The organism is Arthrobacter sp. PAMC25564 (assembly GCF_004798705.1).
Classification (GTDB): domain Bacteria; phylum Actinomycetota; class Actinomycetes; order Actinomycetales; family Micrococcaceae; genus Arthrobacter.
This window is the reverse complement of record NZ_CP039290.1, coordinates 2,900,934-2,926,682: the sequence shown is the minus strand read 5'-3', so window position 1 is coordinate 2,926,682 and position 25,749 is coordinate 2,900,934. Positions and strand designations below refer to the sequence as shown.

22 protein-coding genes are annotated in these 25,749 nt (G+C 67.7%); 14 read left to right on the top strand and 8 right to left on the bottom strand.

Going from position 1 to position 25,749, the window contains the following annotated elements; all coding sequences use genetic code 11:
• Nucleotides 1–173: 173 nt before the first annotated feature.
• Genes fahA through E5206_RS13675 form a run of 3 tightly spaced genes read right to left on the bottom strand, consistent with a single transcriptional unit; the run spans nt 174 to nt 3,521 of the window.
• The gene (gene fahA, locus E5206_RS13685) at nt 174–1,409 is read right to left on the bottom strand and encodes a fumarylacetoacetase (protein ID WP_136322963.1); all 1,236 of its coding nucleotides are present in this window, start codon (nt 1,407–1,409) and stop codon (nt 174–176) included.
• Nucleotides 1,406–2,320, bottom strand: a complete 915-nt coding sequence (locus E5206_RS13680; RefSeq protein ID WP_205759930.1) for a hypothetical protein — start codon at nt 2,318–2,320, stop codon at nt 1,406–1,408. The genes fahA and E5206_RS13680 overlap by 4 nt, the downstream gene beginning before the upstream one ends.
• Nucleotides 2,313–3,521 (bottom strand): homogentisate 1,2-dioxygenase domain-containing protein, encoded by a 1,209-nt coding sequence (locus E5206_RS13675; protein ID WP_136322962.1) that lies wholly within the window; start codon nt 3,519–3,521, stop codon nt 2,313–2,315. Before E5206_RS13675 ends, E5206_RS13680 begins: the two co-directional genes overlap by 8 nt.
• A gap of 138 nt (nt 3,522–3,659) precedes the next feature.
• Between E5206_RS13675 and E5206_RS13670 the strand changes: the two genes are divergently transcribed.
• The 4 genes from E5206_RS13670 (at nt 3,660) to E5206_RS13660 (ending at nt 7,228) form a co-directional block, all read left to right on the top strand.
• Complete coding sequence (locus tag E5206_RS13670) at nt 3,660–4,223, top strand: MarR family winged helix-turn-helix transcriptional regulator (protein WP_136322961.1); 564 nt, start codon at nt 3,660–3,662, stop codon at nt 4,221–4,223.
• 115 nt (nt 4,224–4,338) lie between these two features.
• A complete protein-coding gene (locus tag E5206_RS13665) occupies nt 4,339–6,180 on the top strand; it encodes an FAD-dependent monooxygenase (protein WP_136322960.1) in 1,842 nt (613 codons plus the stop codon).
• A gap of 56 nt (nt 6,181–6,236) precedes the next feature.
• Nucleotides 6,237–6,539 carry an MFS transporter gene (locus E5206_RS19315; protein ID WP_168709342.1) on the top strand — a complete coding sequence of 101 codons (303 nt, stop codon included), beginning with the start codon at nt 6,237–6,239 and terminating at the stop codon, nt 6,537–6,539.
• Nucleotides 6,533–7,228: an MHS family MFS transporter gene (locus tag E5206_RS13660; protein WP_168709341.1), complete on the top strand. Its 696-nt coding sequence runs from the start codon at nt 6,533–6,535 to the stop codon at nt 7,226–7,228. Before E5206_RS19315 ends, E5206_RS13660 begins: the two co-directional genes overlap by 7 nt.
• A gap of 106 nt (nt 7,229–7,334) precedes the next feature.
• Here the strand turns inward: E5206_RS13660 and E5206_RS13655 are convergent, their stop codons facing one another.
• Nucleotides 7,335–8,744, bottom strand: a complete 1,410-nt coding sequence (locus E5206_RS13655; RefSeq protein WP_136322958.1) for an aldehyde dehydrogenase family protein — start codon at nt 8,742–8,744, stop codon at nt 7,335–7,337.
• Between the two features lie 284 nt (nt 8,745–9,028).
• On the opposite strand from E5206_RS13655, the gene E5206_RS13650 reads away from it, so the two are divergent.
• Nucleotides 9,029–10,498: an APC family permease gene (locus E5206_RS13650; RefSeq protein WP_136322957.1), complete on the top strand. Its 1,470-nt coding sequence runs from the start codon at nt 9,029–9,031 to the stop codon at nt 10,496–10,498.
• A gap of 96 nt (nt 10,499–10,594) precedes the next feature.
• On the opposite strand, the gene E5206_RS13645 is transcribed toward E5206_RS13650, so the two are convergent.
• Nucleotides 10,595–11,554: a helix-turn-helix domain-containing protein gene (locus E5206_RS13645; protein WP_136322956.1), complete on the bottom strand. Its 960-nt coding sequence runs from the start codon at nt 11,552–11,554 to the stop codon at nt 10,595–10,597.
• Nucleotides 11,555–11,667: 113 nt separating this feature from the next.
• Nucleotides 11,668–12,264, bottom strand: a complete 597-nt coding sequence (locus tag E5206_RS13640) for a TetR/AcrR family transcriptional regulator (protein WP_136322955.1) — start codon at nt 12,262–12,264, stop codon at nt 11,668–11,670.
• Between the two features lie 121 nt (nt 12,265–12,385).
• On the opposite strand from E5206_RS13640, the gene E5206_RS13635 reads away from it, so the two are divergent.
• The 5 genes from E5206_RS13635 (at nt 12,386) to E5206_RS13615 (ending at nt 17,032) form a co-directional block, all read left to right on the top strand.
• Nucleotides 12,386–14,299 (top strand): primary-amine oxidase, encoded by a 1,914-nt coding sequence (locus E5206_RS13635; protein WP_136322954.1) that lies wholly within the window; start codon nt 12,386–12,388, stop codon nt 14,297–14,299.
• Nucleotides 14,300–14,348: 49 nt separating this feature from the next.
• Complete coding sequence (locus E5206_RS13630; RefSeq protein WP_240689737.1) at nt 14,349–14,741, top strand: hypothetical protein; 393 nt, start codon at nt 14,349–14,351, stop codon at nt 14,739–14,741.
• A 184-nt stretch (nt 14,742–14,925) separates the two neighbouring features.
• Nucleotides 14,926–15,534, top strand: a complete 609-nt coding sequence (locus tag E5206_RS13625) for a hypothetical protein (RefSeq protein ID WP_136322952.1) — start codon at nt 14,926–14,928, stop codon at nt 15,532–15,534.
• A 111-nt stretch (nt 15,535–15,645) separates the two neighbouring features.
• Complete coding sequence (locus E5206_RS13620) at nt 15,646–15,981, top strand: MFS transporter (RefSeq protein ID WP_136322951.1); 336 nt, start codon at nt 15,646–15,648, stop codon at nt 15,979–15,981.
• Between the two features lie 190 nt (nt 15,982–16,171).
• Nucleotides 16,172–17,032: an NAD(P)H-binding protein gene (locus tag E5206_RS13615; RefSeq protein ID WP_136322950.1), complete on the top strand. Its 861-nt coding sequence runs from the start codon at nt 16,172–16,174 to the stop codon at nt 17,030–17,032.
• 94 nt (nt 17,033–17,126) lie between these two features.
• On the opposite strand, the gene E5206_RS13610 is transcribed toward E5206_RS13615, so the two are convergent.
• The gene (locus E5206_RS13610; protein ID WP_136322949.1) at nt 17,127–18,449 is read right to left on the bottom strand and encodes a nicotinate phosphoribosyltransferase; all 1,323 of its coding nucleotides are present in this window, start codon (nt 18,447–18,449) and stop codon (nt 17,127–17,129) included.
• 40 nt (nt 18,450–18,489) lie between these two features.
• Here E5206_RS13610 and hrpB point away from each other — a divergent pair, with 40 nt between their 5' ends.
• Both hrpB and E5206_RS13600 read left to right on the top strand, forming a co-directional pair.
• Nucleotides 18,490–21,135 (top strand): ATP-dependent helicase HrpB, encoded by a 2,646-nt coding sequence (gene hrpB / locus E5206_RS13605; RefSeq protein WP_205759929.1) that lies wholly within the window; start codon nt 18,490–18,492, stop codon nt 21,133–21,135.
• A 138-nt stretch (nt 21,136–21,273) separates the two neighbouring features.
• Nucleotides 21,274–22,479 (top strand): cytochrome P450, encoded by a 1,206-nt coding sequence (locus E5206_RS13600; RefSeq protein WP_136322947.1) that lies wholly within the window; start codon nt 21,274–21,276, stop codon nt 22,477–22,479.
• A gap of 171 nt (nt 22,480–22,650) precedes the next feature.
• On the opposite strand, the gene E5206_RS13595 is transcribed toward E5206_RS13600, so the two are convergent.
• Nucleotides 22,651–23,646 (bottom strand): LacI family DNA-binding transcriptional regulator, encoded by a 996-nt coding sequence (locus tag E5206_RS13595; protein WP_136322946.1) that lies wholly within the window; start codon nt 23,644–23,646, stop codon nt 22,651–22,653.
• A gap of 107 nt (nt 23,647–23,753) precedes the next feature.
• Here E5206_RS13595 and E5206_RS13590 point away from each other — a divergent pair, with 107 nt between their 5' ends.
• Together E5206_RS13590 and E5206_RS13585 are read left to right on the top strand one after the other, a co-directional pair.
• Complete coding sequence (locus tag E5206_RS13590; RefSeq protein ID WP_136322945.1) at nt 23,754–24,875, top strand: Gfo/Idh/MocA family oxidoreductase; 1,122 nt, start codon at nt 23,754–23,756, stop codon at nt 24,873–24,875.
• Nucleotides 24,872–25,663: a TIM barrel protein gene (locus E5206_RS13585; RefSeq protein ID WP_136322944.1), complete on the top strand. Its 792-nt coding sequence runs from the start codon at nt 24,872–24,874 to the stop codon at nt 25,661–25,663. Before E5206_RS13590 ends, E5206_RS13585 begins: the two co-directional genes overlap by 4 nt.
• Nucleotides 25,664–25,749: the final 86 nt, after the last annotated feature.

Sequence of the window (25,749 nt, the reverse complement as noted above, 5' to 3'; positions counted from 1 at the left end):
TAGCAGCCGGCACGGCAAGCACCGCGGGGCTGCTGCCCGGCCTCCATACGGCCTCGGGCATGTGAGGGAGTATTCCGCAGCTTTGAGTGACCCTCCGTCGGCACCAGGAACGGCGACGGTGGCACAGGGTGGGTGCCGCCGTCGCCGTACCGTATCACTGAAGCCGGGTGCGGTTACCGTGCAGGCCGGATCCGTCCGGCGACCTCGCCGAAGTTGATCCGCGTGCCGCCGGGGCCCGGAGCGGTGCCTCGGATCCCGACGGTGTTCCCGTCCTCGAGGAAGCTCATTTCCCTGCCGGAGTCCAGTTTCAGGGGTTCCTTGCCGCTCCAGCTCAGCTCCAGGAAGGAGCCGCGCTGGTTTTTTTCGGTGCCGGAGACGGTGCCGGAGGCAAAGAAGTCCCCGGACCGCAGGCCGGCGCCGTTGACGGTCATGTGGGCGAGCATCTGTGCCGCGGTCCAGTACATGCCGGCGACAGGCGGGCGGGACACGGTCTGCCCGTCCAGCACCACTTCCAGTGCGATGTCGAAGCCCCATGGCTCGGCATTGCTGTCATCCAGGTACCCGGCGAGGGGTTTTGTGCGGGCCGGCGGGGTGACGCGGGCGGCGTCGAGGGCCTGCACGGGTACAACCCAGAGGGATACGGACGTGGCAAATGACTTGCCCAGGAACGGGCCCAGCGGAACGTATTCATAGGCCTGGATGTCGCGGGCGGACCAGTCGTTGACCAGGACCAGGCCGAAGATATGGTCGCCGGCGTCGGCCAGCTTCACCTCGCCCTCCGGAACGCCGGCGCCGATGACGAATCCCACCTCGGCTTCGATGTCCAGGCGGCGGGACGGCCCGAAGGTCGGCACGCCGTCCGGCTCGGGCCGCAGGCCCTTGGGCCGGGGGATGTCGGTGCCGGATGGGACGATGGTGCCGGCGCGGCCATGGTAGCCGATGGGCAGGTGCTTCCAGTTGGGCGTCAGCGCGGCCTGGTCCGGACGGAAGATCCGGCCCACGTTGCTTGCGTGGTTCTCGGAGGCATAGAAGTCCACGTAGTCAGCCACGGTGAAGGGAAGCTGCAGCCGCACGGCGTCGACGTCGTGCAGGTTCTCCTCAAGGGCTGCGGCCGCAGCGGCCGAGCCAATGAGCGCGGTCAAGCGGGCACGGAGCTCCTCCCAGACCGGCCGGCCTGCGGCCAGCAGTGCGTCCAGGTTGGGACCGGCGACGGCGGCGCGCAGGGCGGAGGAAGCCGCGGCGTCGGCGTTAACCGCGGCGGGCACGTCCAGTACGGAGTTGCCGATGCGGACGCCGAGGCGCGCCTCTTGCCCTGCGGGGGCGAAGGAAGCGTAGGGAAGATTCTCGATCCCGAAGCCCTCGGTGGCGTACTTCCAGGCAATGCTGCCGTTCTCGGTGGTGGCGGTCATGCTGGGTTCGCTTCCTGTCGGGTGTGGGCATGGGTGGTGTGTGACGGGGCGATGCCTGCAGGCAGTAGTCCCAGCTCTTCGAGGCTCTCCGCCGGTTCGGCCACGCTGCAGGTGCCGAAGGAAATGAAGTCCCGGCGCCAGCCCGGGGAGGCCGGCCCGGCGGGGGAGAGGGAGCGGAACCGTGCCGTGAGTTTCTGGCTGTCGGTTTCCAGCAAGGCGTCCTCAAGCTGCCGGGCATCGCAGCCCCGCTGCGCCAGCGCCGCGGCCACGGCGATATTGAGGAAACCATGGTGGGTGAAGCCGGTGGCCTCGTTGGTGTGGCGGACCGCCTGATGCAGCCCGGCGGTCAGCTTGAACGGGATCCTCCGTGCGGTCGCGGCAGCCATCGTTGCCGCGAGCAGCGCCGGCGTCGGGAAGAGATGGTCTTCGATCCCGCCGGTGCGGTACTTCAGCCGGACACCGGTCCCGGCGATCAGCTCCAGCGCGCCTGCATCGATCTGGGAGGCCGTGAGCTCCACATAGATCTGGACGCCGGACTCCGCCGCGGCGGCGGCTTCGGCCAGCTCGCGTTCCCAGTCGGCCTGCTCCGGACTGGTCTTCAATTCCACGGCGATGATCCGCAGCGCGGGCCCCGCGACGGCGCCGGCCTCCAGTGTGGCGGAAAGCCGGCCGGCGGGAGTGACCACGCTGACCAGGACCGGCCCGGCGGAAAGATCCTGGCCGGCAGCCAGTTCCCGGGCCATGGCCAGCTCAGCGAGCGGCAACACCACCGGTCCCACCGCGGCGGCAAGCGGCGTGCGCCGTCGGGCCACATGGTCCGCGATTGCCTGATCCAGGGGTGCAAGTCCCGGTGGGAAGACGGCGGCGTCGTCGAAGAAGGCGAGGAAAGCCTGGGGTACTTTCTCAACCATTGATCCACCGGCCCCCGGTCCAGGAGGATGCGTATTTCCCGTCGTCGGAGGCCAGGGCTGCTTCGCCAAGGTCCAGCGGGCGGAAGGTGTCCACCATAACGGCCAGTTCGTCGAAGTACTCGGCGCCGAGGCTGCCCTCGATGGAACCCGGCTGCGGGCCGTGGGCATGGCCGCCGGGGTGGATGGAGACTGAGCCCTTGCCGATGCCGGATCCCTTGCGGGCCTCGTAGTCGCCGTCGACGTAGAACATGATCTCGTCCGAGTCCACGTTGGAGTGGTAGTAAGGCACGGGTACGGAGAGCGGGTGGTAGTCGACCTTGCGGGGGACGAAGTTGCAGATCACGAAGTTGTTGCCTTCGAAGACCTGGTGCACGGGCGGCGGCTGGTGGACCTTGCCGGTGATGGGCATGTAGTCGTTGATGTTGAAGACGTACGGGTAGAGGCAGCCGTCCCAGCCGACGACGTCGAAGGGGTGTTCCGGTACGGTGTGGATGGTGCCGGCCAGTCCATTGGGGCCGGATCCGCGGTGCTTGATGTAGATCTCCACGTCCTGCTCATCGACCAGGAGCGGGCCTTCGGGGCCGCGCAGGTCCCGCTCGCAGAACGGGGCGTGCTCGAGCAGCTGCCCGTGTGTGGACAGGTACTGCCGGGCCGGGCCGATGTGGCTGTTGGCCTCCACGAAGTAAAGCCGTGCAGTGTCCCCGTCCTGGATGACCCAGCGGTGGTTCGTGGCGCGGGGAATGATCACGTAGTCGCCCTGGGCCACGGGCAGGGAACCGAAGACGGTTTCGACGACGGCGGCGCCGGACTCGACATAGACGCATTCGTCGCCGGTGGCGTTGCGGTACAGCGGTGAGGTCCTGCCGACCCGGGCGTAGCCGATCCGGACGTCCCCATTGCCCAGGATCAGCCGGCGGCCTGTCACGGCGTCAGTCTCCGCGGCCTGCTCGTCGGTGAACAGGTCATGCAGTTTCAGGTGCCGGGGGAGCAGCGGGGCGTTCGGGGTCAGGGTCTGGTCCGGTAGGTCCCAGACGCGGGCGCCGACGATCGCGGACGGAATACCGCGGTGGTAGAGGAGGGAGGAGTCCGAGGAAAACCCTTCCTCGCCCATCAGCTCCTCGTAGTAGATGTCGCCGGAATCGGCGCGGAACAAGGTATGCCGGGTCTTGGGGATGGAACCTTGCTGGCGGTAGTAGGCCATATCGCACTCCTTCGTGATTTGCGGTCTTCCAAAATGATAAACACATTTACTAAATAATGCGACCCCCAACACTGCTGCCTGGGCGGGAGCGCCGGGGCCGGCGAAGTTCGGACGGCACGCCTGGGGTACATTGGCGGCATGAGCGAGCAGCAGGGCGCGGTGCCGGACGTTTCGGACCGGAGCGCCAAAGATCTGGACTACTGGTCCTTCGTGGAGCTGGCCAAAGAACGGCTGGACCATGAATTTGATGACAACGACGCCAGGGCGACGCGGGTGATCCTGACCCTGAACCGCGCGGCCTCCCTGGTGACCTACGACCTCGAGTCGAGCATCCACCGCCCGCGCGGCGGGTCCTGGTCCGCCTTCCGGATGATGTTCGTTATCTGGCTGGCGGGACCCATGGAACCCAATGTGGTGGCCAATCTTGCCGGCATGAGCAGGGCGGCCGTATCGAATCTGGCTAAGACGCTGGTGGCCAAGGGGCTGTTGCGGAAGGATGCCGCGGCGGACGATGGCCGCGCCGTCACACTGACACTCACGGCGCCGGGTCTGGCTGAAATCCGGGACACCTTCAGGGAGCAGAATCGGCGGGAGTCGAGCTGGGCAGCCGTCCTGACGGACATCGAGCAGGACCTGCTGGTGATGCTGCTCGAAAAGCTGATGTCCCAGCGCGAACAGGTGGGTGCCAAGGCGCGGAACTGACCCCCGCGGCTGTCGCCATCCAGGCACAAAGTAATACACGTATTGACTAAAGCTCTGTGATGCTCCTAACGTTGCATACCGACCGACCATTCGATCGCCAGTTCATAGGAGAACAATGAGCGAGCAGCCAACCCTGTACAGCTACGAAGACCAGCCAGCGGACTTCTGGGCCCAGCCCCACCCGGCCGTAGTCATCGGCGGCGGCCCGATTGGCCTGATCGCGGCGCTCGGGCTGGTCCGCCGGGGCATCCGGACGGTTGTGGTCGAAGCGGGCAATTCCGTCTCTGTCGGCTCGCGCGCCATCTGCACCTCCCGCCATACCCTTGAGGTGCTGGACCGTCTGGGCGCCGGAGACCTGGTCCAGAATGACTCCCTTATCTGGTCCCGGGGCCGCAGCTTCCACCGCGACGAGGAAGTCCTCAGTTTCGAGATGCCTTCTTCCCCGTCCAGCGTCCGGCCCGCCATGGTCAACATTTCCCAGGCCGTCATTGAACAGCACCTCATCGACATTCTGCGCGCTGAGCCCCTGGCAACTGTCCTGTTCGAAGCGAAGCTCACCAAATGCACGGAGCACTCCGATTCCGTGGAGCTGCGGGTCGCGACCCCGGCCGGGGAGCGGACCCTGTCGGCCGCCTGGGTGGTTGCTGCCGACGGCGCCCGCAGCGAGGTGCGCAGCCAGCTGGGCCTGCGCCTGAACGGCACCAGCTATGAGGGCCGCTACGTCATCGCGGACATCCGCTGGAAGAGCCAGTGGCCGACGGAACGCAAGGTCTGGTTCGATCCGGCCAGCAACCCCGGTTCCACCGTCATCATGCACGAGCAGCCTGACGATGTCTGGCGCGTGGACTACCAGCTGGACGACGCCGACGACGCCGACGCCGAAACGCAGCCCGAGCGCATCCGCGAGCGCATCGCCCGTCACTTCGCCTGGCTGGGAATGCCGGAGGAAGAGTACGAGCTGGTGTGGTCCAGCCTTTATCAGGCCCGTGCGCTTTCCCTGGACAGCTACCGGCACGGCAGGGTGCTTTTCGCCGGGGACGCCGCCCACCTGGTCCCGATCTTCGGCGTCCGCGGCCTGAACTCGGGCGCAGAGGATGCCAGCACCCTCAGCTGGACCCTGGCCTCCGTCATCAACGGCGATGCGGACCCGAAGCTGTTGGATGCCTACGCCTGGGAACGCCGGAATGCCTGGGAACAGAACATTGCCAACGCCAAACTGAGCACCCTGTTCATGACCCCCGGCAGCATCGGCTACAAGACCACGCGCAGTGCCGTGCTGGCCATTGCGAATGATCGGCCGGTCTTCCGGAACCTGATAAACCCGCGCCAGTCCTCGGCGACGCATGCGCACGGCTCCGCCATCAACTGGGCCAATGATCCCGCCGAAGCGGGCTCCACGGGGGCGAAGCCCGGTGACCCTATTCCGGACGTGTATCTCACGGCGGACAAGAGCCACACTCTCCTCGGTGAAGGCGGCAGCGGCTTCATCATGGTGGGCAACCAGGGGATCGCCGGTGTCCTGACGGGCCTGGCTGAGGCCTTCGGCACTGCCTTCCCGCTGGAAGGGGCGCGCGCTGTCGTGCTTGACGACGAGACCAGGCATCGGCTTGCCGGGGAATTCGGGACCAGCCCCAAAGAAGCGTTTGTCATCCGACCCGAGGGGCTGCTGCTGGCCCGGATCGATACGGAGCGTGCGTTCGACGCCGCGGAAATCATTGAAGGCGTCCGGGCGGGGACGGCCGAACGCCACGTGCCGCTGGAACCGGAACTCCGCGACGTTGAGGCGGACGCCGCCCGGGTTGAAGAGGTTTGGAAGGGTGTCAGCGATGCCCTGGATGCCACTCCCGCCGCCGAGCACACCGTGCTGCTGGCCAAGCTCGTGCTGCTGCTCGCGGAAGACCTCCCGGAACCGGGGCGGGTGCAGGAGCTGATAGCCCTGGCGCAGGCCCGTTCCTGACCGTCCCACTGACCTGTTCCATGCAATCTTTACCCGCTCCAGGAGAGCCATGTCCGATGGCGGGCGCCGCCGTCGCCGTCGGATTGCTTCCCAACTATGCCCAGATCGGCATCGCGGCCCCGATCCTGCTGGTCGCCCTGCGCATCCTCCAGGGATTCTCCGCCGGAGGCGAATGGGGCGGCGCGGCCCTGCCCGCCGTCGAACACGCGCCGGCCAAACACCGCGGCCTCTTTGGTTCCTTCCCGCAGATGGGTGTTCCGGCCGGCATGCTGCTCGCCACGGTTGTCCTGGGTATCACCACCGCGACCATGAGCAAGGAGGCCTTCCTCGGCTGGGCTGGCGCATTCCGTTCGTGCTGAGCATCGTGCTGTTCGCAGTGGGCCTGGCCATCAGGGCCAAGGTGGCGGAAAGCCCCGTCTTCGCCGAACTGCAGGCCAGCAAGGAGGCCTCGAAGATGCCCCTGGCGCAGCTGTTCAGCTTCCGCTGGAAGCCGCTCATCCTGTGGTCGCTGACCTTCGTTGGCGTCGGGGCCGCCGGCTACATGATCACCGGCGGCTACGTCCTGTCCTGCGCCAGGACGGTGGTCAAGATGGACCGGACCGCCGAACTGGTCGCGGTCTCCGTCTTCGCGGCATGCTGGATCGCCACGACCGCCTGGGGCGGTGCGCTGTCCGACCGGATCGGCCGCAAGCGCACCTTCCAGATCGGCTTCGCTGCGCAGATCCTCTGGGTTTTCCCCATGTTCCTGATAATCGACACCGGCAACGTCCTGCTGCCCGGCGCCTCCATCGCCTGTGCGCTGGGTTCCAGCCAGGGCGGTGCCTTCGCCCCGATGATCGCCACGTGGCTGCAGGCGTCCACCGGCACCACGCTGTCCGTCTCCGCCTATCTGGCGCTGTTCACGCTGTTCGCCCTGGCGGCGGTCACCCTGTTGAAGGACCGTGACGGCCAGCCCCTGGCCTCGTCCGACGACGGAGTCTATGGTTCAGGCACTGCCGGGACCGAATCCGGCGGACTCCTCGTGCCGGCCGGGGCCGCCCGCCGCTGAGTCCGGCCACACGGACTGCGTACGGCACGTGAGGATACGGGCAGGCAACAATGGAAATATCCGGCACCCCAGGGTGGCCGGATATTTCCATTTGCAGGCTGACGAGTCAGCCGTTGATCACCTGGGGAACGCCGAGGGATTTCAGCCCGTCGACACCGAATTCCACCCCGTAGCCGGACTGCTTCACGCCGCCGAAGGGGATCATCGGGTGGACGCCGCCGTGGGAGTTGATCCACACGGTGCCGGCCTCGATCCGGGCCGCCACCTTGCGGGCTTCGGCCGGGTCCGCGGACCAGACCGAAGCCCCCAGCCCGACGTCGAGCGCGTTCGCCATGGCTACGGCCTCGTCCACCGTGCGGTAGCGGATGATCGGGAGGGCAGGACCGAACTGTTCCTCGGCGACCAGCGGGTTGCCGTTGTCGATGTCGGCAACCAGCGTCGTGGGGTAGAAGAAACCGGGCTGGTCCGGATCCGGGTTGCCGCCCAGCAGCACCCGGGCGCCGGAGTCCTTGGCAGCTTCCACGAGCCGGGCCACGATGTCGAACTGCTGCCTGTTCTGCAGCGGGCCGAGGACGTTGGCCTCGTCCAGCCCCACTCCCATGGGCATGGCGGCAGCGACGGTGGTGAGGGCCTCGCACACATCGTCATAGATGTCATCGTGAACGTACAGGCGCTTCAGGGCCGCGCAGGTCTGGCCGGTGTTGATGAAGGCGCCCCAGAACAGGCCCTCGGCGATGGTCTTCGGGTCGGCGTCCGGGAGCACGATGCCGGCGTCGTTGCCGCCGAGTTCCAGGGTGAGCCGCTTAACGGTGCCCGCAGAGGACCTGATGATCGCCTTGCCCGTTGCAGTGGAGCCGGTGAACATGATCTTCCCGATCGCCGGGTGTTCAGCCAGGCGTGCGCCGACCTCGCGTCCGCCGGAGACAACGGACAGGATGCCGTCCGGGAGCTCCTGGTTCAGGATACTGACCAACGCCAGAACGCTGAGTGGGGTGTATTCGGAGGGCTTGACGACGACGGCGTTGCCCATCCGCAGGGCGGGGGCAAGCTGCCAGACGGCGATCATCATGGGCCAGTTCCAGGGCCCGATGGCGCCGACGACGCCGATGGGCCGGTAGTGCATCTCGGCGTGCGTTTCGCCGTCGTCCACCACGGTCTCGGGTTCCATGGGGATGGAGGCCGTGGCACGCAGCCAGGCGGAGCAGGCGCCGACCTCAAAGCGGGCGTTGGGGCCGTTGAGCGGCTTGCCCTGCTCGCGGGAGAGCAGTCGGGCCAGTTCTTCGGCGGCACGGTCGACGGCGTCGGCCGCCTTCAGCAGTGCGGCGCTGCGGGCGTCGTGGCCCAGCGCCGCCCATGCCGGCTGGGCTGCCTGGGCCGCCGCGACAGCGCGGTCCAAATCTTCCACCCCGTGGATCGGGGCGTCTCCCACGGCCTGGCCGGTGGCAGGGTCAAGAATCGTCCGGGTCTCCCCGGACGCCGGGGCGATCGAGGCGAGAAGAGCGTCGTAGGTTTCCATTGGTACTCCACTTTTGAGTAGGCGGGCACGCACGCCGGGACGGCATTGCAGCGGTCCCTCAAGCCTGCCCCGCCTGGTCCCTCCGGTCTTGTCGATCCGCGAAGGGCACTTGACCAGAAGCGAACGATCCCGGCACTCCGTCGCGCGCTGGACGCGTCGCTGCGCTCAGTTACAACAACCGATCGCGGATCGACAAGTGCGGAAAGGGCGTGTGCTGCCATGCTGGATTGCAAGGTGCCAGGCACTCCATTCCATCGAAGCTCATGACCATGAAGAAGGATCCAATGAGTATTTCCAGTTCCGAGACCCAGACCGCTGAAGCAGGTCCCAGCAAGGAGCACACGACTGCCCTTCGCGCCGGCAGCGTCGGCGTTATGGGCATTCTCTTCTTTGTTTTGTCCGCCCAGGCGCCGCTGACCGGAATCGTCGGAGCGTCCCCGCTGGCTGCGGCCCTCGGCAACGGGCCAGGCGCTCCTGGGGCGTATCTGGTGGTCGGCATCGTGATCGTGATCTTCGCCGTGGGGTTCGTCGCCATGAGCCGGAAGATCCAGACCAACGGCGCTTTCTACGCGTACGTCACGGCGGCGTTCGGGCGCAAGGTCGGAGCCGGTGCCGCATGGCTGGCGCTGCTTGCCTACAGCACCGTCCAGGCTGCCATGTATGGCCTGTATGGTGCCGCGTTCTCCGGCCTTCTCGCCTCGGCGGGAGTCACCGTGCCCTGGTGGCTGCTGGCCGTCGTCACGATGGCTGGCGTGCAGGTACTGGGATCCCTGAACATTGAACTTGGCGCCAGGGTCCTTGCCCTGCTCGTGGGCCTGGAAGTCGCGATCCTGCTGATGTTCGGATTCACGGTTCTGCTCAGGGGCGGAGGTCCCGAGGGGATCAACATCGCCGCGTCGTTCTCGCCCGAGGCGATCGGCAGCGGCGCCCCCGGCGTGGCCATCATGTTCGCGGTGGCTTCCATGTTCGGGTTCGAGTCAACCGCCATTTATTCGGCCGAGGCCAAGGACGCGCAGCGCACGGTCGCCAGGGCAACCTATCTCTCGGTGGTCGTCATCGCCGTGTTCTTCTCCTTCATTTCCTGGATGCTGGTCAGCTACTACGGCCCCTCGCGGGTCATCGATGCGGCCGGCGCGGCCCTGGAATCCGGCGACTCGACGTCCTTCGTGCTGACTCCCATGGTGGAGTTGTTCGGCCCGTGGGCAGGCATCACCACGGGCATCCTGCTCGTGACATCGCTTCTTGCCGGCATCATTGCCTTCCACAACGGCATCAACCGCTACCTGCACTCGCTGGCGCTTCGCGGGTCCATGCCCGCCGTGGTGGCCCGTACCAACCGGCACCGGGCTCCGGCGGTTGCTGCCCGGATCCAAACCGTGATCGCAGTCGTGCTGGTGGCGCCGTTCGCGCTGCTTGGCCTGGACCCGGTGCTGACGCTTTTCTCCTGGTTCAGCGGGCTGGCTGTTGCGGCGCTGCTGGTGCTCTATATGCTGTCCTCCTTCGCCGTCGTCGGCTACTTCCGGCGCGAGCGGGTAGCCGGCCAGTACTGGCAGACCCTGATCGCACCGGTGCTCGCGTCAGCGCTGCTCGCCTGGGTGCTGTACCTCGTGGTCAGCAACTTCACTGCACTGATCGGGGGGAGCGCCGAAACCGCGGTGGGACTGCTGATAGCCGTCCCCATCATGTTTACGGCCGGCGTGCTGGTGGAGGTCGGGGTGGAGCGCAGGGCCACGCCCAGCCGGACCGCCGGCTAGGTACCGGCTTCAAGGCAGAGGGCGCGGCGCCGGAGTGATCCGGCGCCGCGCCCTCTGCACCTCTGCTGCCTGGTGGGGTTTCGGCGGACGGGCGGCTCAGGCGCCGCGCCGCCAGTCACTGGGCGATTCGCCGAAGGCGTCCCGGAACGAGCGGCTGAAGTGCGCCGCATCGAGGAAGCCCCAACGGGCGGCCACCGTCCCCACGGACTTCCCTGAATGCAGCGGATCGCGCAGCTCACGCTTGGCACCTTCCAGCCGCTGGCTCCTGATCCAGCTGGCAACGGTGGTCCCGGATTCGTGGAAAACGTTGTGCAGGTGGCGGGTGGAGATGAAATGGGCTGCCGCAATCGAAGCGGGGGAGAGAGTCGGGTCGGAGAGATTCGCCTCGATGTACTCGCGGATGGCGGAGGCCAGAAGGGCCAGCGGCTTCATCCGGTCCGGCGCCATGTCGAGTTCGGAATGAAGCATCGTGGAGACAAGGTCAAGGGCGTTGGTGGCGAGCCGTGAGCCGCTCGGACCATTCAGGACGTCCAGGTTTTCCGCGAGCCGGGAAATGAACGGGCCCACAAGGCTGGTCAGGCCGCCGCCCGCGGCCATCCGCACCGCCGAAAGCTGGCCCACACATTCGGGCGGCAGTGACAAGGCGTCGTAGGGAAACATCACCACCATCATCCGGGCCTGCTCTTCAAACGCGAGGCTGTATGGCCTGTTGGTGTCATAGATTGCGAGGTCGCCCGGACGCAGCACGGCCTCACGGTTGTCCTGGACAAGAAGGCCCGTTCCCTGGAGCTGGAGACTGAGTTTGAAGTACCGCTGATCCGACTGCGCAATCAGCGCAGCCGTGCGGTGGACTTCGTGGCTCGTCGATGAGACCTCGACGATGGCCAGGCGGTCCAGCAGCCGGGACCGCAGGCGGCCGTGGAAAGTCTCCGCATCGCCGGTCTGGGCCAGCAACGGAACAAACGACTCCGCCACAAGGTGCCGCCAATGGTCAAAGGAAGTGGCCACGCTGGTGCGGAGTTCCTGCCTGTCGGGATGCGCTACCGCTGCTGTCATTGAAGATCCTGACGCCTAAATCATCTTGGGTCGTGTGTTGTGGGACACAGTCTTTACAGATTAGCGCGGCTGCCGGCCGGTGTCATCTTTTTTCAACACTTGGCGAAAAAAGATCAGCGGGCCGGGCAGAGCAGGCTCAGGTATCCGTCCAGTTCGCCCATGAGATCGGTGCTGATCGGGCCTTCGGGTGCCAGTGCGGCGGTAATTTGTGCGCCCAGCAGCATGTTCAGCAGGTGGCCGGCGACGGCCTCGTCCGGAACGGCGGCCGTGACATCGCCCGTGGCCCTGGCCTGGGTGAGGTATCCAAGTATCATCCTGCGCCACTGGTCCATTGACGAACGGTGGATCAGCGCTTTTTCCTCGTCGTTGACCGCCTTCTGCCAGAAGGGGATGACGATGCGCGCTTCGTTGACGCGCTCTTCATCCAGCGGGAGCACCTCGAGGCAGAAGTCCCTGAGGGCCGCAACGCCGGATTTTCCCGCGGTGACCGCCGCCACCCGCTCATTGGTCCGGTTGAAGACATGGCTGAAGGCGAAGGCGAGCAGTGTGTCCTTCGTGGGGAAGTACGGCTTGAGGGCGCCGTTCGCGAAGCCTGCCTCGATGGCGATTTCCCGCATGGTGGCCCCCTCCACGCCCAACCGGGCGATGATCCGCCAGGTTGCGTCCACGAGCTCCAGGCGCCGCTCATCATGATCAACAATCTTTGGCACGCAACTGCTCCCCGGGTCTATTTTGCGGCGGACTCTTGTGGCACATCTTACGTACGGCTATTCTCTACACCTATAGAAAATAAAACTACGACCCGTCAGGGTCCCGGACAAGAAGGCCGCCATGACGCCCTCAAAAACTGACACGGTTACCCCGTACCGCCTGGCAACGGGCGCCGAAATCACCGAGGTCCAGAGCATCCTGCGCGCCGCGGGTCTTCTCGGACCGGAGAAACGCATCGCCTACCTGGGCCTCCTGGATCCGGCCCGCAACGCTCCGGATCGGGAAGACCGCCGCTTCCGGGCGTTCATTCACGACGTGTCCGGAGCCCGTCCCTCGGACGTCACCGTCTCCGTGACGCAGCAGTCAGTGGTTTCCTGCATTGAACTGGATACCACCGCCACCGGCGAGCTCCCTGTCCTGGAGGAGGAGTTCGAGGTCGTGGAGGAGCTCCTGGCTGCGGACGGGCGCTGGCTGCAGGCGCTCGCTGACCGAGGCCTGGACGTCAGCAAGGTCAGGGTCGCCCCGCTGTCGGCCGGGGTCTTCGAATACCCGGAGGAGAAGGGCCGCCGCATCCTCCGGGGCCTCGCGTTCGTGCAGGATTTCCCCGAGGACAGCGCCTGGGCGCACCCCGTCGACGGGCTTGTCGCGTATGTCGACGTCGTCAGCAAGACGGTGACCCAGGTGCTGGATACCGGCGCCGTGCCGATTCCCGCAGAACACGGCAACTACACCGACCCTGGGCTCACGGGGCCGCTCCGCACCACGCAGAAACCCATCAGCATCACCCAGCCGGACGGGCCCAGCTTCACGGTCAGCGGCGGGAACCATGTCGAATGGGAAAAGTGGAGCGTCGACGTCGGCTTCGACGTCCGTGAAGGCGTGGTGCTGCATAACATTGCCTTCCGGGACGGTGACCGGAAGCGCCCCATCATCAACAGGGCCTCCATCGCCGAGATGGTGGTTCCCTACGGGGACCCGTCGCCGATCCGGTCCTGGCAGAACTACTTCGACACCGGCGAGTACCTGGTGGGCCAGTACGCCAACTCCCTGGAACTCGGCTGCGACTGCCTGGGCGAGATCACCTACCTCAGCCCGGTCATCAGCGACGCCTTCGGGAATCCCCGCGAGATCCGTAACGGCATCTGCATGCACGAGGAAGACTGGGGCATCCTGGCCAAACACACCGATCTCTGGTCCGGCATCAGCTACACCCGCCGCAACCGCCGCCTGGTGATCTCCTTCTTCACCACCGTCGGCAACTATGACTACGGCTTCTACTGGTACCTCTACCTCGACGGCACCATCGAGTTCGAGGCCAAGGCCACCGGCGTGGTCTTCACCAGTGCCTACCCCGACGGCGGATCGGCGAATATCTCACAGCTGGCCCCCGGCCTGGGCGCCCCGTTCCACCAGCACATCTTCAGCGCCCGGCTGGACATGGCGATCGACGGCCTCACCAACCGCGTCGAGGAAGAGGACGTTGTCCGGCAGGCAATGGGCGAGGGAAACGAACGGGGCAACGCCTTCTCGCGGAAACGCACCGTGCTGGCCCGGGAATCCGACGGTGTCCGCGAGGCCGATGCGCGTGCAGGGCGGACCTGGGTGATCTCCAACCCGGAGTCCAGGAACCGCCTGGGTGAACCCGTGGGATACAAGCTCCATTCACAGGGCCAGCCCACCCTGCTGGCGGACCCGGATTCCTCGATTGCCCGCCGGGCGGCCTTTGCCACAAAGGACCTGTGGGTCACCCGTTTCGCGGAAGACGAGCGTTACCCCACCGGCGACTTCGTGAATCAGCACGCCGGGGGCGCGGGGTTGCCGGCGTACATTGAGCAGGACCGGGACATCGACGGCCAGGACATCGTCCTCTGGCACACCTTCGGGCTGACCCATTTCCCCCGGGTGGAAGACTGGCCCATCATGCCGGTCGACACCGTGGGATTCAAACTGCGCCCGGAAGGGTTCTTCGACCGCAGCCCCGTGCTGGACGTTCCTGCTTCGGCCGAGGCCGCGGGGGGCCACTGCCATGGTTAGAAGTTAAGCGATGGCCTCGATTCCGGCATGGGGCCGGGCAACTGGCCCCATGCTCCACTCCCGGGTGTGCGCCGTCGTGACGGCCGGGTCCTGCCTGGCGCACCTATGGTTCGCCCTCGGGAACCAGCACGGGCCTTGGCTGAGTCTTCTTATGCTTGCCATGGTTGCCGTGTGCGTTCCGTGTTCGCTGCATATCTGGCGGCACCGCCGCGTCAGTGCGCTGCGCAAGGTCATGGTCTCGGCATCGGTCATGGCCGCGCTGCATGCATTCCTGCTCCTTACGGCGGGGCCGTCGGGCCACAGCCACACAACGACGGCCGCGGCCGCGGCCGGAACCGCAACGGCCGCGGCCGGGGCGTCGCTGGCCATCATCGCTGTGGAAATTACGACGGCGATGTTCGCCGCCACGGTGGTTGCCCGGCTCCGCGTCCGGGTAGGGTGACCACGTCTCCGACGAGGAACACGGCAGGAAGCAGAGGTCCAGGCACCTGTGCCAGCCCTCTTCGTGACGTATGGAAAGCGTTAAGGCCCCTTCCGGCCAGAGCCGGCCGGTGATGTTATGAAGCAGAAGAAATGCCGCGGCCACTGTGGACGCGGGCCGTTCGTCAACAGGAGCAGGATCCGCCATGAATGCCACCTCCCGACCGGACACGGCAGGCGTTCCGGCGCCTGCGGATGACGCCCGCGATTTCGTCGTCGTCGATGACAGCGGCGCGTTTTCGTACTATCCAACCGCACAAGACCTGCTTGGGGACTTCGAGTACGTGGGGGAAGCGTCGTGCATCATCGACCGCAGCGGCACCTCGTGTGACCTTGCCCTGGACAGGAACCGCCACCTGATCCTTGGCCGGGATCACGGTCCGGTCGAATTCCACTGGCTGCGCCAGGCGGTGGCCGATGCCTGGGAGACCCATCCGGAAGAGCACCGGCTCAGGCGTCTGCCGGCCCCCACCCTCGGCGCTTTGGTATCCGGCCTGTTCGAAACCCTCCAACTGGTTGAGGGTCACAGCCCGGAACCCGGTCCGTGGACCGTTGACATCGGCGGCCTCACCGTGCGCCGATCAACCCTGCGCGATGTCGATCAACGGCTGGCCACCGAGGACCAATTGGACGGCATCCGGGTGAAGGACCCCCTCGGCCACATCTACCGCCCGGTGAGGCACCGCAGACACTGGTTCCTGCCGAACGGAACCGGATTCATCGTCTATGAAGAGGTCCCGGCAAAAGCGCAGTGACTCCGCCGCGTCCGGGCCCGGGACCGGCGGCGGAGCCCATGCCCCGGATCAGGCGGGGGCGAGGAGGGCGTCGAAGCGGGTGCGGGACTCCTTGGACTCCTCCTGGGCCCCGTGTCCCTCGTCTTCTGCCTGATCTGCGTCGCGCTGATGGGAATCGGCGGCCACTCGGCGCAGAACCTGATCAACGCCACCGCCACCAACGCCGTCGCGCCCCACTCCCGGGGAACCATCCTCGGACTCACGAACACCATGGCGTTTATCGGATCGTTTATGGGTCCGTTCTTCGGCGGCGTGGCCTTTGCCTCCGACGGGCCCGCGGGGCTCTTCACGCTCTACGCCGGCTCCGCCATCCTGTGCCTGCTGATCAGCGTGGGGCTCTTCTACGCACACCGGGCGCCGGCCAGCCGAACTGCCGCAGAGGGCATCCCCGTGCTGGTGGAAAGCTAAGCCTCACCCGCGACGTACTGGAGGCAACGGTGGCATAGGCAGGGAGCGATTCCGGCGACATTTACTTGACGCTTCAATTATTAATGCCTACATTAGTTGTAGGTGCAAGCAATAGTGATCGAAGCGCCCGTTCCAGTCCGCCGGAAACAGGCACCTGCTTGAACCGCCCAGCCCATCACAAAGGAAAATCATGACCACGTATGCAGTTACCGGAGCCACGGGCCAGCTTGGCGCGCTTGTCATGGAGGCCCTGCTTGGCCAGGACGTCAATCCCGCGGACATCGTCGCCATTGTCCGCAACCCGGCCAAGGCCGCGGGCCTGTTCGAACGCGGCATCGACGTCCGGCAGGCCGACTACACCGAGCCGGACACCCTGGCGGCCGCCCTGGCCGGCGTCGACAATCTGCTGCTGATTTCCGGCAGTGAGGTTGGCCGGCGGGTGGCCCAGCACAGCAACGTCGTCGCGGCCGCCATGGCCGCCGGCGTCCGGCGGATCGCGTACACCAGTGTGCTGCGGGCCGACACCACGGCTCTCGCATTGGCTCCGGAGCACAAGGCCACCGAGGCCATCATCCGCGACTCCGGCATCGAGTTCACCTTCCTGCGCAACGGCTGGTACACGGAAAACTACACCGGCCAGCTGGGCCAGTACCTGCAGGCCGGCGCGGTCGTCGGCGCCGCCGGGGATGCCAAGGTTGCCGCTGCCACGCGGGCGGACTTCGCCGCCGCGGCCGCCATCGTGCTGACCGGGGAAGGCCACGGGAACCAGATCTACGAACTGGGCGGCGTGCCGTTCGGCTTCGCCGAGCTGGCCGCAACGGTCAGCGACATCACGGGCCGGGTCATCCCGTACCGCAACGCCAGCCTGGCCGAATACCAGCAGGGCCTGATTGCTGCCGGGCTGGATGAAGGGACGGCGGGTTTCTTCGCCGCGCTTGAAGCCAACACGGCGGCGGGGGATCTTGACACGGACAGCGAGGATCTGGCTAAGCTGCTCGGCCGCCCGGCCACCCCGCTGTCAGAAGCGGTCCGCGCGGCACACGCGGCCTGAGCCCGGCCGCCGCATCCCCGGACACCCTGTCCGGGGACGCGGCGGAGCGACCGGAGGGTGCCGGGCGGCGGAACACACGGCGTCGTCCGGCGCCCTACTCGTAGATGGTGGGGATGGCCGGTGCGCCGCGCTGGAGCCTTTTCACCTCCGCCGCCAGCTCGTCCAGGGAATCAGCATGGCGCCGTCGGGCACGCGCCACCGCCGCCGGGCCGGTCCAGCCCGGAATCAGCTCGCCGTCCTTCATGAACTGCTGCAGGAGTGCACGGCCTTTGGGCCCGGCAGCGGGGGGATGGCCGACGCCGATTACCTCCTGCGTGGCGGTCCCGCCGTCGTCGAACCTGCGCAGCGCATACTTGCGGCCGCCCACGGTGGCCTTGTTCCGGGAGGTCTTGGCCACCGGAACGAATTCGCCGGCTTCGTTGGTCCGGCTGACCAGCTTGTAGACCATGCCCGCCGTCGGGGCGCCGGAACCCGTCACGAGGGACGTTCCAATGCCGTAGGCGTCTGCCGGGGCGGACCGGAGCGCGGCTACGGAGAATTCATCCAGATCCGAGGTGACCACGATCTTCGTGTGGACGTTGCCCAGCCCGTCCAGCAGTGTCCTGACCCACTTCGCCTGGGCCACAAGGTCCCCGGAGTCCAGCCGGACAGCCCCCAGCTTGTCCCCGGCCAGTTCGACGGCCGTGCGGACGGCCGTCTCGACGTCGTAGGTGTCCACGAGCAGGGTGGTTCCTGGCCCGAGGGAAGCCAGTTGCGCCGCGAACGCCTCGCGTTCGGAGTCATGGAGCAGGGTGAAGGAATGCGCAGCAGTGCCCACCGTCCTCAGGCCGTAGCGCCGGCCGGCTTCCAGGTTCGAGGTGGCAGCGAATCCCGCAATGACGGCCGCCCGCGCGGCTGCGGGAGCCGACTCCTCCTGGGTGCGCCGGGAACCCATCTCGATGCAGGGCCGGCCGCCGGCCGCGCTGATCATCCGGGACGCGGCGGAGGCAATGGCGCTGTCATGGTTCAGCACAGACAGGACATACGTCTCCAGGATGCACGCTTCGGCGAACGTTGATTCAACGATCAGGACGGGGGAGTTCGGGAAATATGCCTCGCCTTCCGGATAGCCCCAGATATCTCCGGAAAACCGGTAGCCGGCGAGGTGGTCCAGGGTCTCCGCATTGACGACCCCGGTCCGGGCCAGGAAGTCCAGTTCGGACTGGCCGAAGCGGAAGCCGGCGATGCCCTCGAGCAGGCGGCCGGTACCGGCCACGACGCCGTAGCGACGGCCGTCCGGGAGCCCCCGGGCAAACGCCTCGAAGACGGTCCTGCGGTGTGCCGCGCCGGATTCGAGGGCCGCCTGGAACATCGTCAGCTCGTAGTGGTCCGTAAACAGGGACGTGCGGGGCCGGTCCGGTGCGGGGGAGGTATCCATAGTCCACTCTAATCCGCTCGATTGTGGGCACAATGGACGGGTGACTTCTCCTACTGTCCCTCGGGACTCCGCCTGCGCCGCCGGGCCGTTCGATCTGGGCACCATCGGTGCCAGCCTGGCTTTTGCCGACTCGCTGGGCGGGCTCGCCGCCGCGCTGCGTGCCGGCGCCCCGGCGGGAACTGCGGTGGTGCAGGCGCCTCCGGGGACGGGCAAAACCACGCTGGTTCCACCGCTGCTCGCCAACCTTGCGTCCGCCGCCCCACAGGCGTCACGAGGAAAGGCCCCGCGCATCGTGGTGACCCAGCCGCGCCGCGTCGCCGCGCGCTCGGCGGCCCGGCGCCTTGCCGCCCTGGACGGCAGCCGGCCCGGGGACCGCGTCGGGTACACGGTCCGCGGCGAACGCCAGGCAGGACCCGGGACCCTGATCGAGTTCGTCACCCCCGGCATCCTGCTGAACCGGCTGCTCACCGACCCGGGGCTCGGCAGCACCGACGCCGTGATCCTCGATGAGGTCCACGAACGCGGTCTCGAGACGGACCTGCTTATGGGTATGCTCGCCGAGGTCCGCCAGTTGCGCGGCGACCTGATGCTCGTCGCCATGTCCGCGACCCTGGACGCGCCGCGCTTCGCCGCCCTGATCGGGGACGCCGACGGCGGCGGCCCGGCTCCCGTCGTCGACTGTCCGTCCGCGCTGTACCTGCTGGAAACGGTGTGGGCACCCGCGGCGGTGCCCAGGCTGGATACCCGGGGAGTGACCCGCGCCTTCCTGGACCATGTGGCGGACACGGCGGCGGCGTCGCACTCCGCGGCGCTCGGGGCCGGCGCGGACATCGACGCCCTGGTGTTCGTCCCCGGAGCGCGGGAAGTGTCCCACGTCGCTGCCCGCCTGCGCGGCCGGGGTGCCGCAGAGATACTGGAGCTTCATGGCCAGGCAGGCCCGGCCGAGCAGGACCGTGCCGTCTCCGGACGGGAACCCGGCGGGCCGCCCCGGATCATCGTCTCGACGGCGCTCGCCGAGTCCTCCCTGACGGTTCCCGGAGTCCGGCTGGTGGTCGATTCGGGGCTGTCCCGTGAGCCGAGGCGTGACGCCGGCCGAGGCATGTCGGGACTGGTCACCGTGTCCTGCTCCCGGGCCTCTGCAGAACAGCGTGCCGGGCGGGCGGCCCGCCAAGGGCCCGGGCGGGTGGTCCGCTGCTACGACCAGAAGACCTATGGCGCCGCACCGGCCCACCCAACCCCCGAGATCGCGGTCGCGGACCTGACGGGTGCCGCCCTGGTCCTGGCCTGCTGGGGATCGCCCGGCGGCCGGGGACTGGCGCTTCCGGATGCCCCGCCGCAGGCTGCGATGGAGGAGGCCGTGGAGGTACTCCGGGAGCTCGGCGCGGTGGAGGAAGGCGGCCTCGCCACGGAGCTGGGGAAGACCCTGGCCAGGATTCCCGCCGACCCGCGGCTGGCCCGCGCCCTTCTGGACGGCGCCGCCGTCGTGGGCCACCGGACCGCGGCGGAGGCCGTCGCCCTCGTCTCCGGAGACCAGCGTGCTCCCGGCGCCGACCTCACCCGCCTGCTGGGCACACTGCGGACCGGCAAGGACCCGGCGGCCCGGCGCTGGGCGGAGGATGTCCGGCGGATGGAGACGATCGCACACCAGGAGAAGGCCGGCGCCGTTCCTTCCCCCGCCGCACGGGTCACGGCCGCGGAGTCCGTCGGTTTCGTCGTCGCCCTCGCATTCCCCGACCGGGTGGGACGGCGCGTCCCGGGCGCCGGACCGGAGCGCTACCTGCTCACCTCCGGCACACGGGCCGGACTGCCGGCCGGCAGCCCGCTCTCCGGGCAGGAGTGGCTGGCCGTGGCCGAGGTGTCCCGCGCGGAAGGGCGCGACGCGGCCGGAACAGGCGCCGTCATCCGGTCCGCGGCGCCGCTCGCGGCGGACACGGCGGAGGCCGCCGCCCGGCAGCTGCGCAGTGAAACGGTGGAGGCGCAGTTCGGCCAGGGCAAGGTCACGGCCCGGCGGGAACGCCGTCTGGGGGCAATCGTGCTGTCCTCCACCCCGGTACGGCCGACTGCGGACGAGGGACGAGCGGCGGTGGCCCGCGCCCTGGAGAAGGAAGGGCTGGGGACAATCGGATGGTCGGCGGCGGCCGGCGCCCTGCGCCGCCGCATCGCACTGCTGCACCGGGAACTGGGCAATCCCTGGCCGGATGTGTCCGAGCAGGCTTTGCTGGGCAGGCTGAACGAGTGGCTGGCTCCGGAGCTTGAGGCCCTGGCCGGCGGGGCTGCCACGAACGCGATCAACCTGGCCGATCCCTTGCGGCGGCTGCTGCCGTGGCCCGACGCGGCCCGGCTGGGCGAGCTGGCGCCCGAGACGCTCGAGGTGCCGAGCGGTTCGCGGGTGCGGATCGACTACCCGGACGTCGGGGGCGACGGCCGGCCGGTGGTGGCGGTCAAGCTGCAGGAGTGCTTCGGCTGGGACCAGACGCCCCGGCTGGCGGGCGGAAGGGTGCCGGTGCTGTTCCACCTGCTCTCACCGGCCCGGCGGCCACTGGCCGTGACAGACGACCTGGCTTCCTTCTGGTCCGGACCCTACGCACAGGTCCGGGCGGAGATGCGGGGCCGCTACCCGAAGCATCCCTGGCCGGAAGACCCGTGGACGGCACCGGCCACGGCAAGGACCAAGGCCAGGAGCTGACCCCGATCCGCCGGCAGGCACCCCCGGCACCGGATGGCCCCGTGAACGAATGATGCAGGCCTTTAGCTGCGGGCCTAACGGTAATAACGTGGGAGCTTAACGACGGAAAAGTCGCCCGACCTATCAGGAGGGCCTGCCATGTTGCGCCTGCCGGCTATTGAAGAGCCGCTGAATCCGTTTCCGCAGTACGAAACGATGCGGCAGAGCCAGCCCGTTTTCCAGGACCAGGAGACCGGGGTGTGGCATGTGTTCCGCTACGACGACGTGCAGCGGGTCCTGTCCGAGCACTCCACCTTTTCCTCCCGGATGGCAGGCGGGAATCCGTCCGAGACGGGCCAGCTCTTCGCGGCCAGCCTGATCAATACCGATCCGCCCCGTCACCGCCAGCTCCGTTCCCTCGTCACGCAGGCATTCACGCCGCGGGCGGTGGAGGCCCTCGCCCCGCGCATCTCCGAAATCACGGATGCTTTGCTGGCCCCGGCCCTCTCCGCGGGGACCATGGACCTCATCGAGGAACTGGCATATCCCTTGCCGGTCATCGTCATCGCGGAGCTCATGGGGATCCCTGCAGCGGACCGGGACCGCTTCAAGCAGTGGTCCGACGTCATCGTCAGCCAGACCCGGCCGGCGCCCGAAGAGTCCGGGCAAAGTGCCCCGCAGGACCACGGTACCGCGCATCGGGAGATGGCCGAGTATTTCATGGGCATGATCGAGGAACGCCGGCACCGTCCGGGCAACGATCTGATCAGCAAGCTGCTGGCGGCGCAGATCGACGGGGAGCACCTCAGCGTCGTCGAACTTCTCGGCTTCTGCGCCCTGCTGCTCGTCGCGGGCAATGAAACGACCACCAACCTGATCGGCAACGCGGTCCTTTGTTTCACCGAAAATCCCGGCACGATCGAGCGGCTCGGCGCCGGGCCGGGACTGCTCCCGCACGCGATTGAAGAAGTGCTCCGCTACCGGTCCCCGGTCCAGTCGATGTACCGCATCGCGGCCGCCGACACGACACTGGGCGAACACCGGATCCCCGCCGGTTCGCCGCTCGTCGCCTGGATCGGCTCGGCGAACCGCGATGCGGATCAGTTCCCAAACCCGGATGCGTTCGACGTCGGACGGGCCCCGAACCGCCACCTCGCCTTCGGCCAGGGCATCCACTTCTGCCTGGGCGCGCCACTGGCCCGGTTGGAGGCCAGCATTGCGTTGCAGGCTGTGGTCTCGCGCCTGCCCGGGCTGGCACTGGCCCCCCGGGCCCGTCTGGAACGGATGGAAAGCACTATCATCTATGGCCTCAAACAGCTTCCCGTGACCTGGGAGCCTAGGCCCGCGACAGGCTCGCCGGCCTGACCGTTGCCGCGGCCGAGAGATCGCCGAATGCCCCGCGGTACCGGTTGGCCGGATGTGTCGGCTCGGATGCGCTCGTGCTGGCCGGTTTCGGGGCGTCGCACTCATCCTCCTCGAGGCTGGACCGCCAAGGGGGGGCAAAAGCCGCCATCATGGCATGGTGCCGCAGACCCGTTACAGAGACCGCGGAGGAGCCGTCGTCCTGCGGACCACCAGGTGCGGCGTCCTGACGACGTGGACCGGCGTTTGGCTTCCTTCTATCCGGTCCACGGCCCGGTCCACGGCCGCGGCGGCCAGGAGCGGGGCGTCCTGGCTGATCGATGAGAGCTGGACATAGCTGAGCCGGGCGAACTGGCTGTCGTCATAGCCGAGGACGGACACGTCTGCGGGGACGTTCAGCCCCGAACCGCGGAGGCTCTCCATCACACCCAGGGCTGACCTGTCGTTGAATGCGATCACTGCCGAGGGAACGTCGGCCTTCAGTAAACGGCCCGCGCTCAGCCCGTCTTCTTCGGTCGGCCCGCCGGGCACGATGACGGGCTCCAGGCCGTGGCGGATCATCCCGGTCCGGAAGGCTGCCCGGCGCTCCTCCGCGGCGACCGCCGTGCCGCCGTCGACATGGACGATCCGGCGGTGGCCCAGGCCGGTGAGGTGGTCAACGGCCAGCCGGATGCCGGCGTCGTTGTCACTGCTGACGGCATCCACGCGACCGTCGACGTCGTCCCGGAGGAGGCTGACGACGGGCACCTGGCCGGCGTACCCGGCCAGGGCCTCGCTGCTCAGGGTCGGAGCGATCAGGATGAGCGCTTCGGACCCGAAATCCAGCAACGCCTCGATGGCGCGTGTCTCGGGCCTGCCATCGGCGACGGCACTCAGGACAATTTCGTAGCCGCGGGCGGCGGCTGCGGCGTAGGCGGCGTCGACAATTTCCGTGTGGAACGGCTGCGAGCTGGAGAAGCTCAGGCCAAGCAGCCTGGTCCTGCTGCTGCGCAGCAGCCTGGCGCGGGAGTCCGGCCGGTAGCCGAGTTCCCGGGCGGCGTCCAGGACTTTCCGGCGGGTGGCTTCCGCGGCGCCCGGCGCGCCGCGCATCACGATCGAGACCAGGGCGCGGGAGACTCCGGCGGCATGGGCCACGTCCATCAGGGTGGGCCGGCGCTGCTGTTCCGTCATGTTCCTCCTCTTCCCAAACAGTCTATAGAACGATCTAGACAGCGCGGGTGGGACATGCCACGATAGTTCGGCTAGAACGATCTAGAAGCCTATTTCAAGGAGTCGCCATGAGTTACCTTCAGCACCCGGTCAGCCCGGGCCGGCCAGTCCGCATCGGCTTGATCGGCGCGGGGTGGATTGGAAGCTTCCACGCTGAGTCCGTTGCCCGCCGCATTCCCGGCGCCCGGCTTGACGCCATTGCCGATCCGGCCCTCCCCGCGGTGGAGGCCCTGGCCGGCAGTCTGGGGGTCACCAGGATCAGCTCGGACGCGGCCGATGTGATCAATGATCCGGACATCGACGCCGTCCTGGTTGCGGCGCCGGCGCGGTTCCACTCCGGGCTGATCGCGGCTGCGGCGCGCGCCGGCAAGGATGTGTTCTGTGAGAAGCCCGGCGGCCGGACCGTGGCGGAACTCGATGACGCCCTCGATGCGGCCGGTGCCGCCGGAGTGATCGTCCAGTTCGGTTTCAACCGGCGCTATGCTGCCGATTTTGCTGCGGCACGGAAGCTCATCGACGACGGCGCGGTGGGAACACCGCAGCTTCTGCGGTCCCTGACCCGCGACCCCGGCAGCGCGGCAGGAATTGCGGATCCGGAGCGGATTCCGCCGGGTACGATCTTCCTGGAAACCCTGATCCATGACTTTGACACCTTGAACTGGCTGAACCCCGGCGCCGTCCCGGTGCGCGTCCATGCGGTTGCCGATGCGCTGGTGGCCCCGGAAGCAAAGCCCGGGGGGCTGCTGGACACGGCAGTCGTCACGATCACCTACAGCAACGGCGCCATCGCGGTCGCGGAAGCGAACTTCAACGCCTTGTACGGTTACGACGTTCGCGGAGAAGTGTTCGGCTCAGCCGGCATGGTGACAGCCGGCGGACCGCAGGCCTCCAGCGCGACGAGCTACACCGCGGCCGGGATCGGCGCGGCCACCGTGCGGCTGAACGTGGACCTCTTCCACGACGCCTACACCGCGGAACTGGCCCATTTCGTCGACGCTGTGAAGGCCCGCCGCGACGGACTGGAGGCGCCCGGGACCCCGGGTCCCGGCGGGACGGATGCCCGGAACGCCTTGGCGGTTGCCCTGGCCGCGGCGCTTTCGGCCAGGACCGGTGCCACGGTGGATGTATCCTCCATTGCCGGACTGCAGGCGGCCGAGCCCCGGCTCCATCCGGTCGGTAAGAGCGCATGAGCTTCCGTCTGGCCGTGTGCGCCGAAATGGTTTACGGGGACTTGCCCCTGATCGACCGCGTGCACCGGATCCACGAGCAGGGCTTCGAGGTGGAGCTCTGGGACACAAGGGGGCGGGACATCGGCGCCTTGGCTGCAACGGGCGCCCGGTTCTCCTCCATGAGCGGCTACTTCGGCGGCAGCCTGATCGATCCGGACAGTGCTGACGAGGTCCTGGCCTCCGCGGCAAAGCTGATCCGCACAGCACTGGAACTCGGAGTGGAGCGGATGGTGGTCCATCCCGCAGAACTGGGGGACGGCGGCATGGCCGTCCGTCCCGTCCATCGGTCCACGGGCCAGATGTGGCTGACGGCTCTCCGCACGCTGGAACGACTCGCAGCCCTGGGCGGGAAGCACGGGGTGACGTTTGCGCTGGAGAACCTGAACACGGTCCGGGACCACCCCGGTATTCCGCTGGCCCGGGCCAAGGACACCTTGGCCCTCGTCTCGGCCGTGGACCGCCCCAACGTCCGGATGATGCTGGATCTTTACCATGCGCAGATCGGCGAAGGAAACCTGATCGAACTGGTCCGTGCCGCACGGCCCTGGATCGGGGAGATCCAGGTGGCCGACGTCCCCGGCCGGTTCGAACCCGGCACCGGAGAGATCAATTACCTCGCCGTCGCAGCGGCACTGAACGACGCCGGGTACTCCGGCGTCATCGGCCTGGAGGCCGGCGCCTCCGGCGGCCCGGGCCTCAAAGCGGGGGACAAAGCCCTCGCCGCCTTCCGTGCGGCCTTTGCCGGCTGAGCCGGCAGCAAGGCGGCAGGGCCGGCGGAAGTTATGCCGGAAGAATCCGTGGAGTTCCAAATGTCTTATTTCGAAACCTTAAATTT

Excerpts from the sequence above, each read along its gene's own strand:
- fahA (WP_136322963.1), bottom strand. The coding sequence starts at position 1,409 with ATGACCGCCACCACCGAGAACGGCAGCATTGCCTGGAAGTACGCCACC.
- E5206_RS13680 (WP_205759930.1), bottom strand. The coding sequence starts at position 2,320 with ATGGTTGAGAAAGTACCCCAGGCTTTCCTCGCCTTCTTCGACGACGCC.
- E5206_RS13675 (WP_136322962.1), bottom strand. The coding sequence starts at position 3,521 with ATGGCCTACTACCGCCAGCAAGGTTCCATCCCCAAGACCCGGCATACC.
- E5206_RS13670 (WP_136322961.1), top strand. The coding sequence starts at position 3,660 with ATGAGCGAGCAGCAGGGCGCGGTGCCGGACGTTTCGGACCGGAGCGCC.
- E5206_RS13665 (WP_136322960.1), top strand. The coding sequence starts at position 4,339 with ATGAGCGAGCAGCCAACCCTGTACAGCTACGAAGACCAGCCAGCGGAC.
- E5206_RS19315 (WP_168709342.1), top strand. The coding sequence starts at position 6,237 with ATGGCGGGCGCCGCCGTCGCCGTCGGATTGCTTCCCAACTATGCCCAG.
- E5206_RS13655 (WP_136322958.1), bottom strand. The coding sequence starts at position 8,744 with ATGGAAACCTACGACGCTCTTCTCGCCTCGATCGCCCCGGCGTCCGGG.
- E5206_RS13650 (WP_136322957.1), top strand. The coding sequence starts at position 9,029 with ATGAGTATTTCCAGTTCCGAGACCCAGACCGCTGAAGCAGGTCCCAGC.
- E5206_RS13645 (WP_136322956.1), bottom strand. The coding sequence starts at position 11,554 with ATGACAGCAGCGGTAGCGCATCCCGACAGGCAGGAACTCCGCACCAGC.
- E5206_RS13635 (WP_136322954.1), top strand. The coding sequence starts at position 12,386 with ATGACGCCCTCAAAAACTGACACGGTTACCCCGTACCGCCTGGCAACG.
- E5206_RS13630 (WP_240689737.1), top strand. The coding sequence starts at position 14,349 with ATGCTCCACTCCCGGGTGTGCGCCGTCGTGACGGCCGGGTCCTGCCTG.
- E5206_RS13625 (WP_136322952.1), top strand. The coding sequence starts at position 14,926 with ATGAATGCCACCTCCCGACCGGACACGGCAGGCGTTCCGGCGCCTGCG.
- E5206_RS13615 (WP_136322950.1), top strand. The coding sequence starts at position 16,172 with ATGACCACGTATGCAGTTACCGGAGCCACGGGCCAGCTTGGCGCGCTT.
- E5206_RS13610 (WP_136322949.1), bottom strand. The coding sequence starts at position 18,449 with ATGGATACCTCCCCCGCACCGGACCGGCCCCGCACGTCCCTGTTTACG.
- E5206_RS13600 (WP_136322947.1), top strand. The coding sequence starts at position 21,274 with ATGTTGCGCCTGCCGGCTATTGAAGAGCCGCTGAATCCGTTTCCGCAG.
- E5206_RS13595 (WP_136322946.1), bottom strand. The coding sequence starts at position 23,646 with ATGACGGAACAGCAGCGCCGGCCCACCCTGATGGACGTGGCCCATGCC.
- E5206_RS13590 (WP_136322945.1), top strand. The coding sequence starts at position 23,754 with ATGAGTTACCTTCAGCACCCGGTCAGCCCGGGCCGGCCAGTCCGCATC.
- E5206_RS13585 (WP_136322944.1), top strand. The coding sequence starts at position 24,872 with ATGAGCTTCCGTCTGGCCGTGTGCGCCGAAATGGTTTACGGGGACTTG.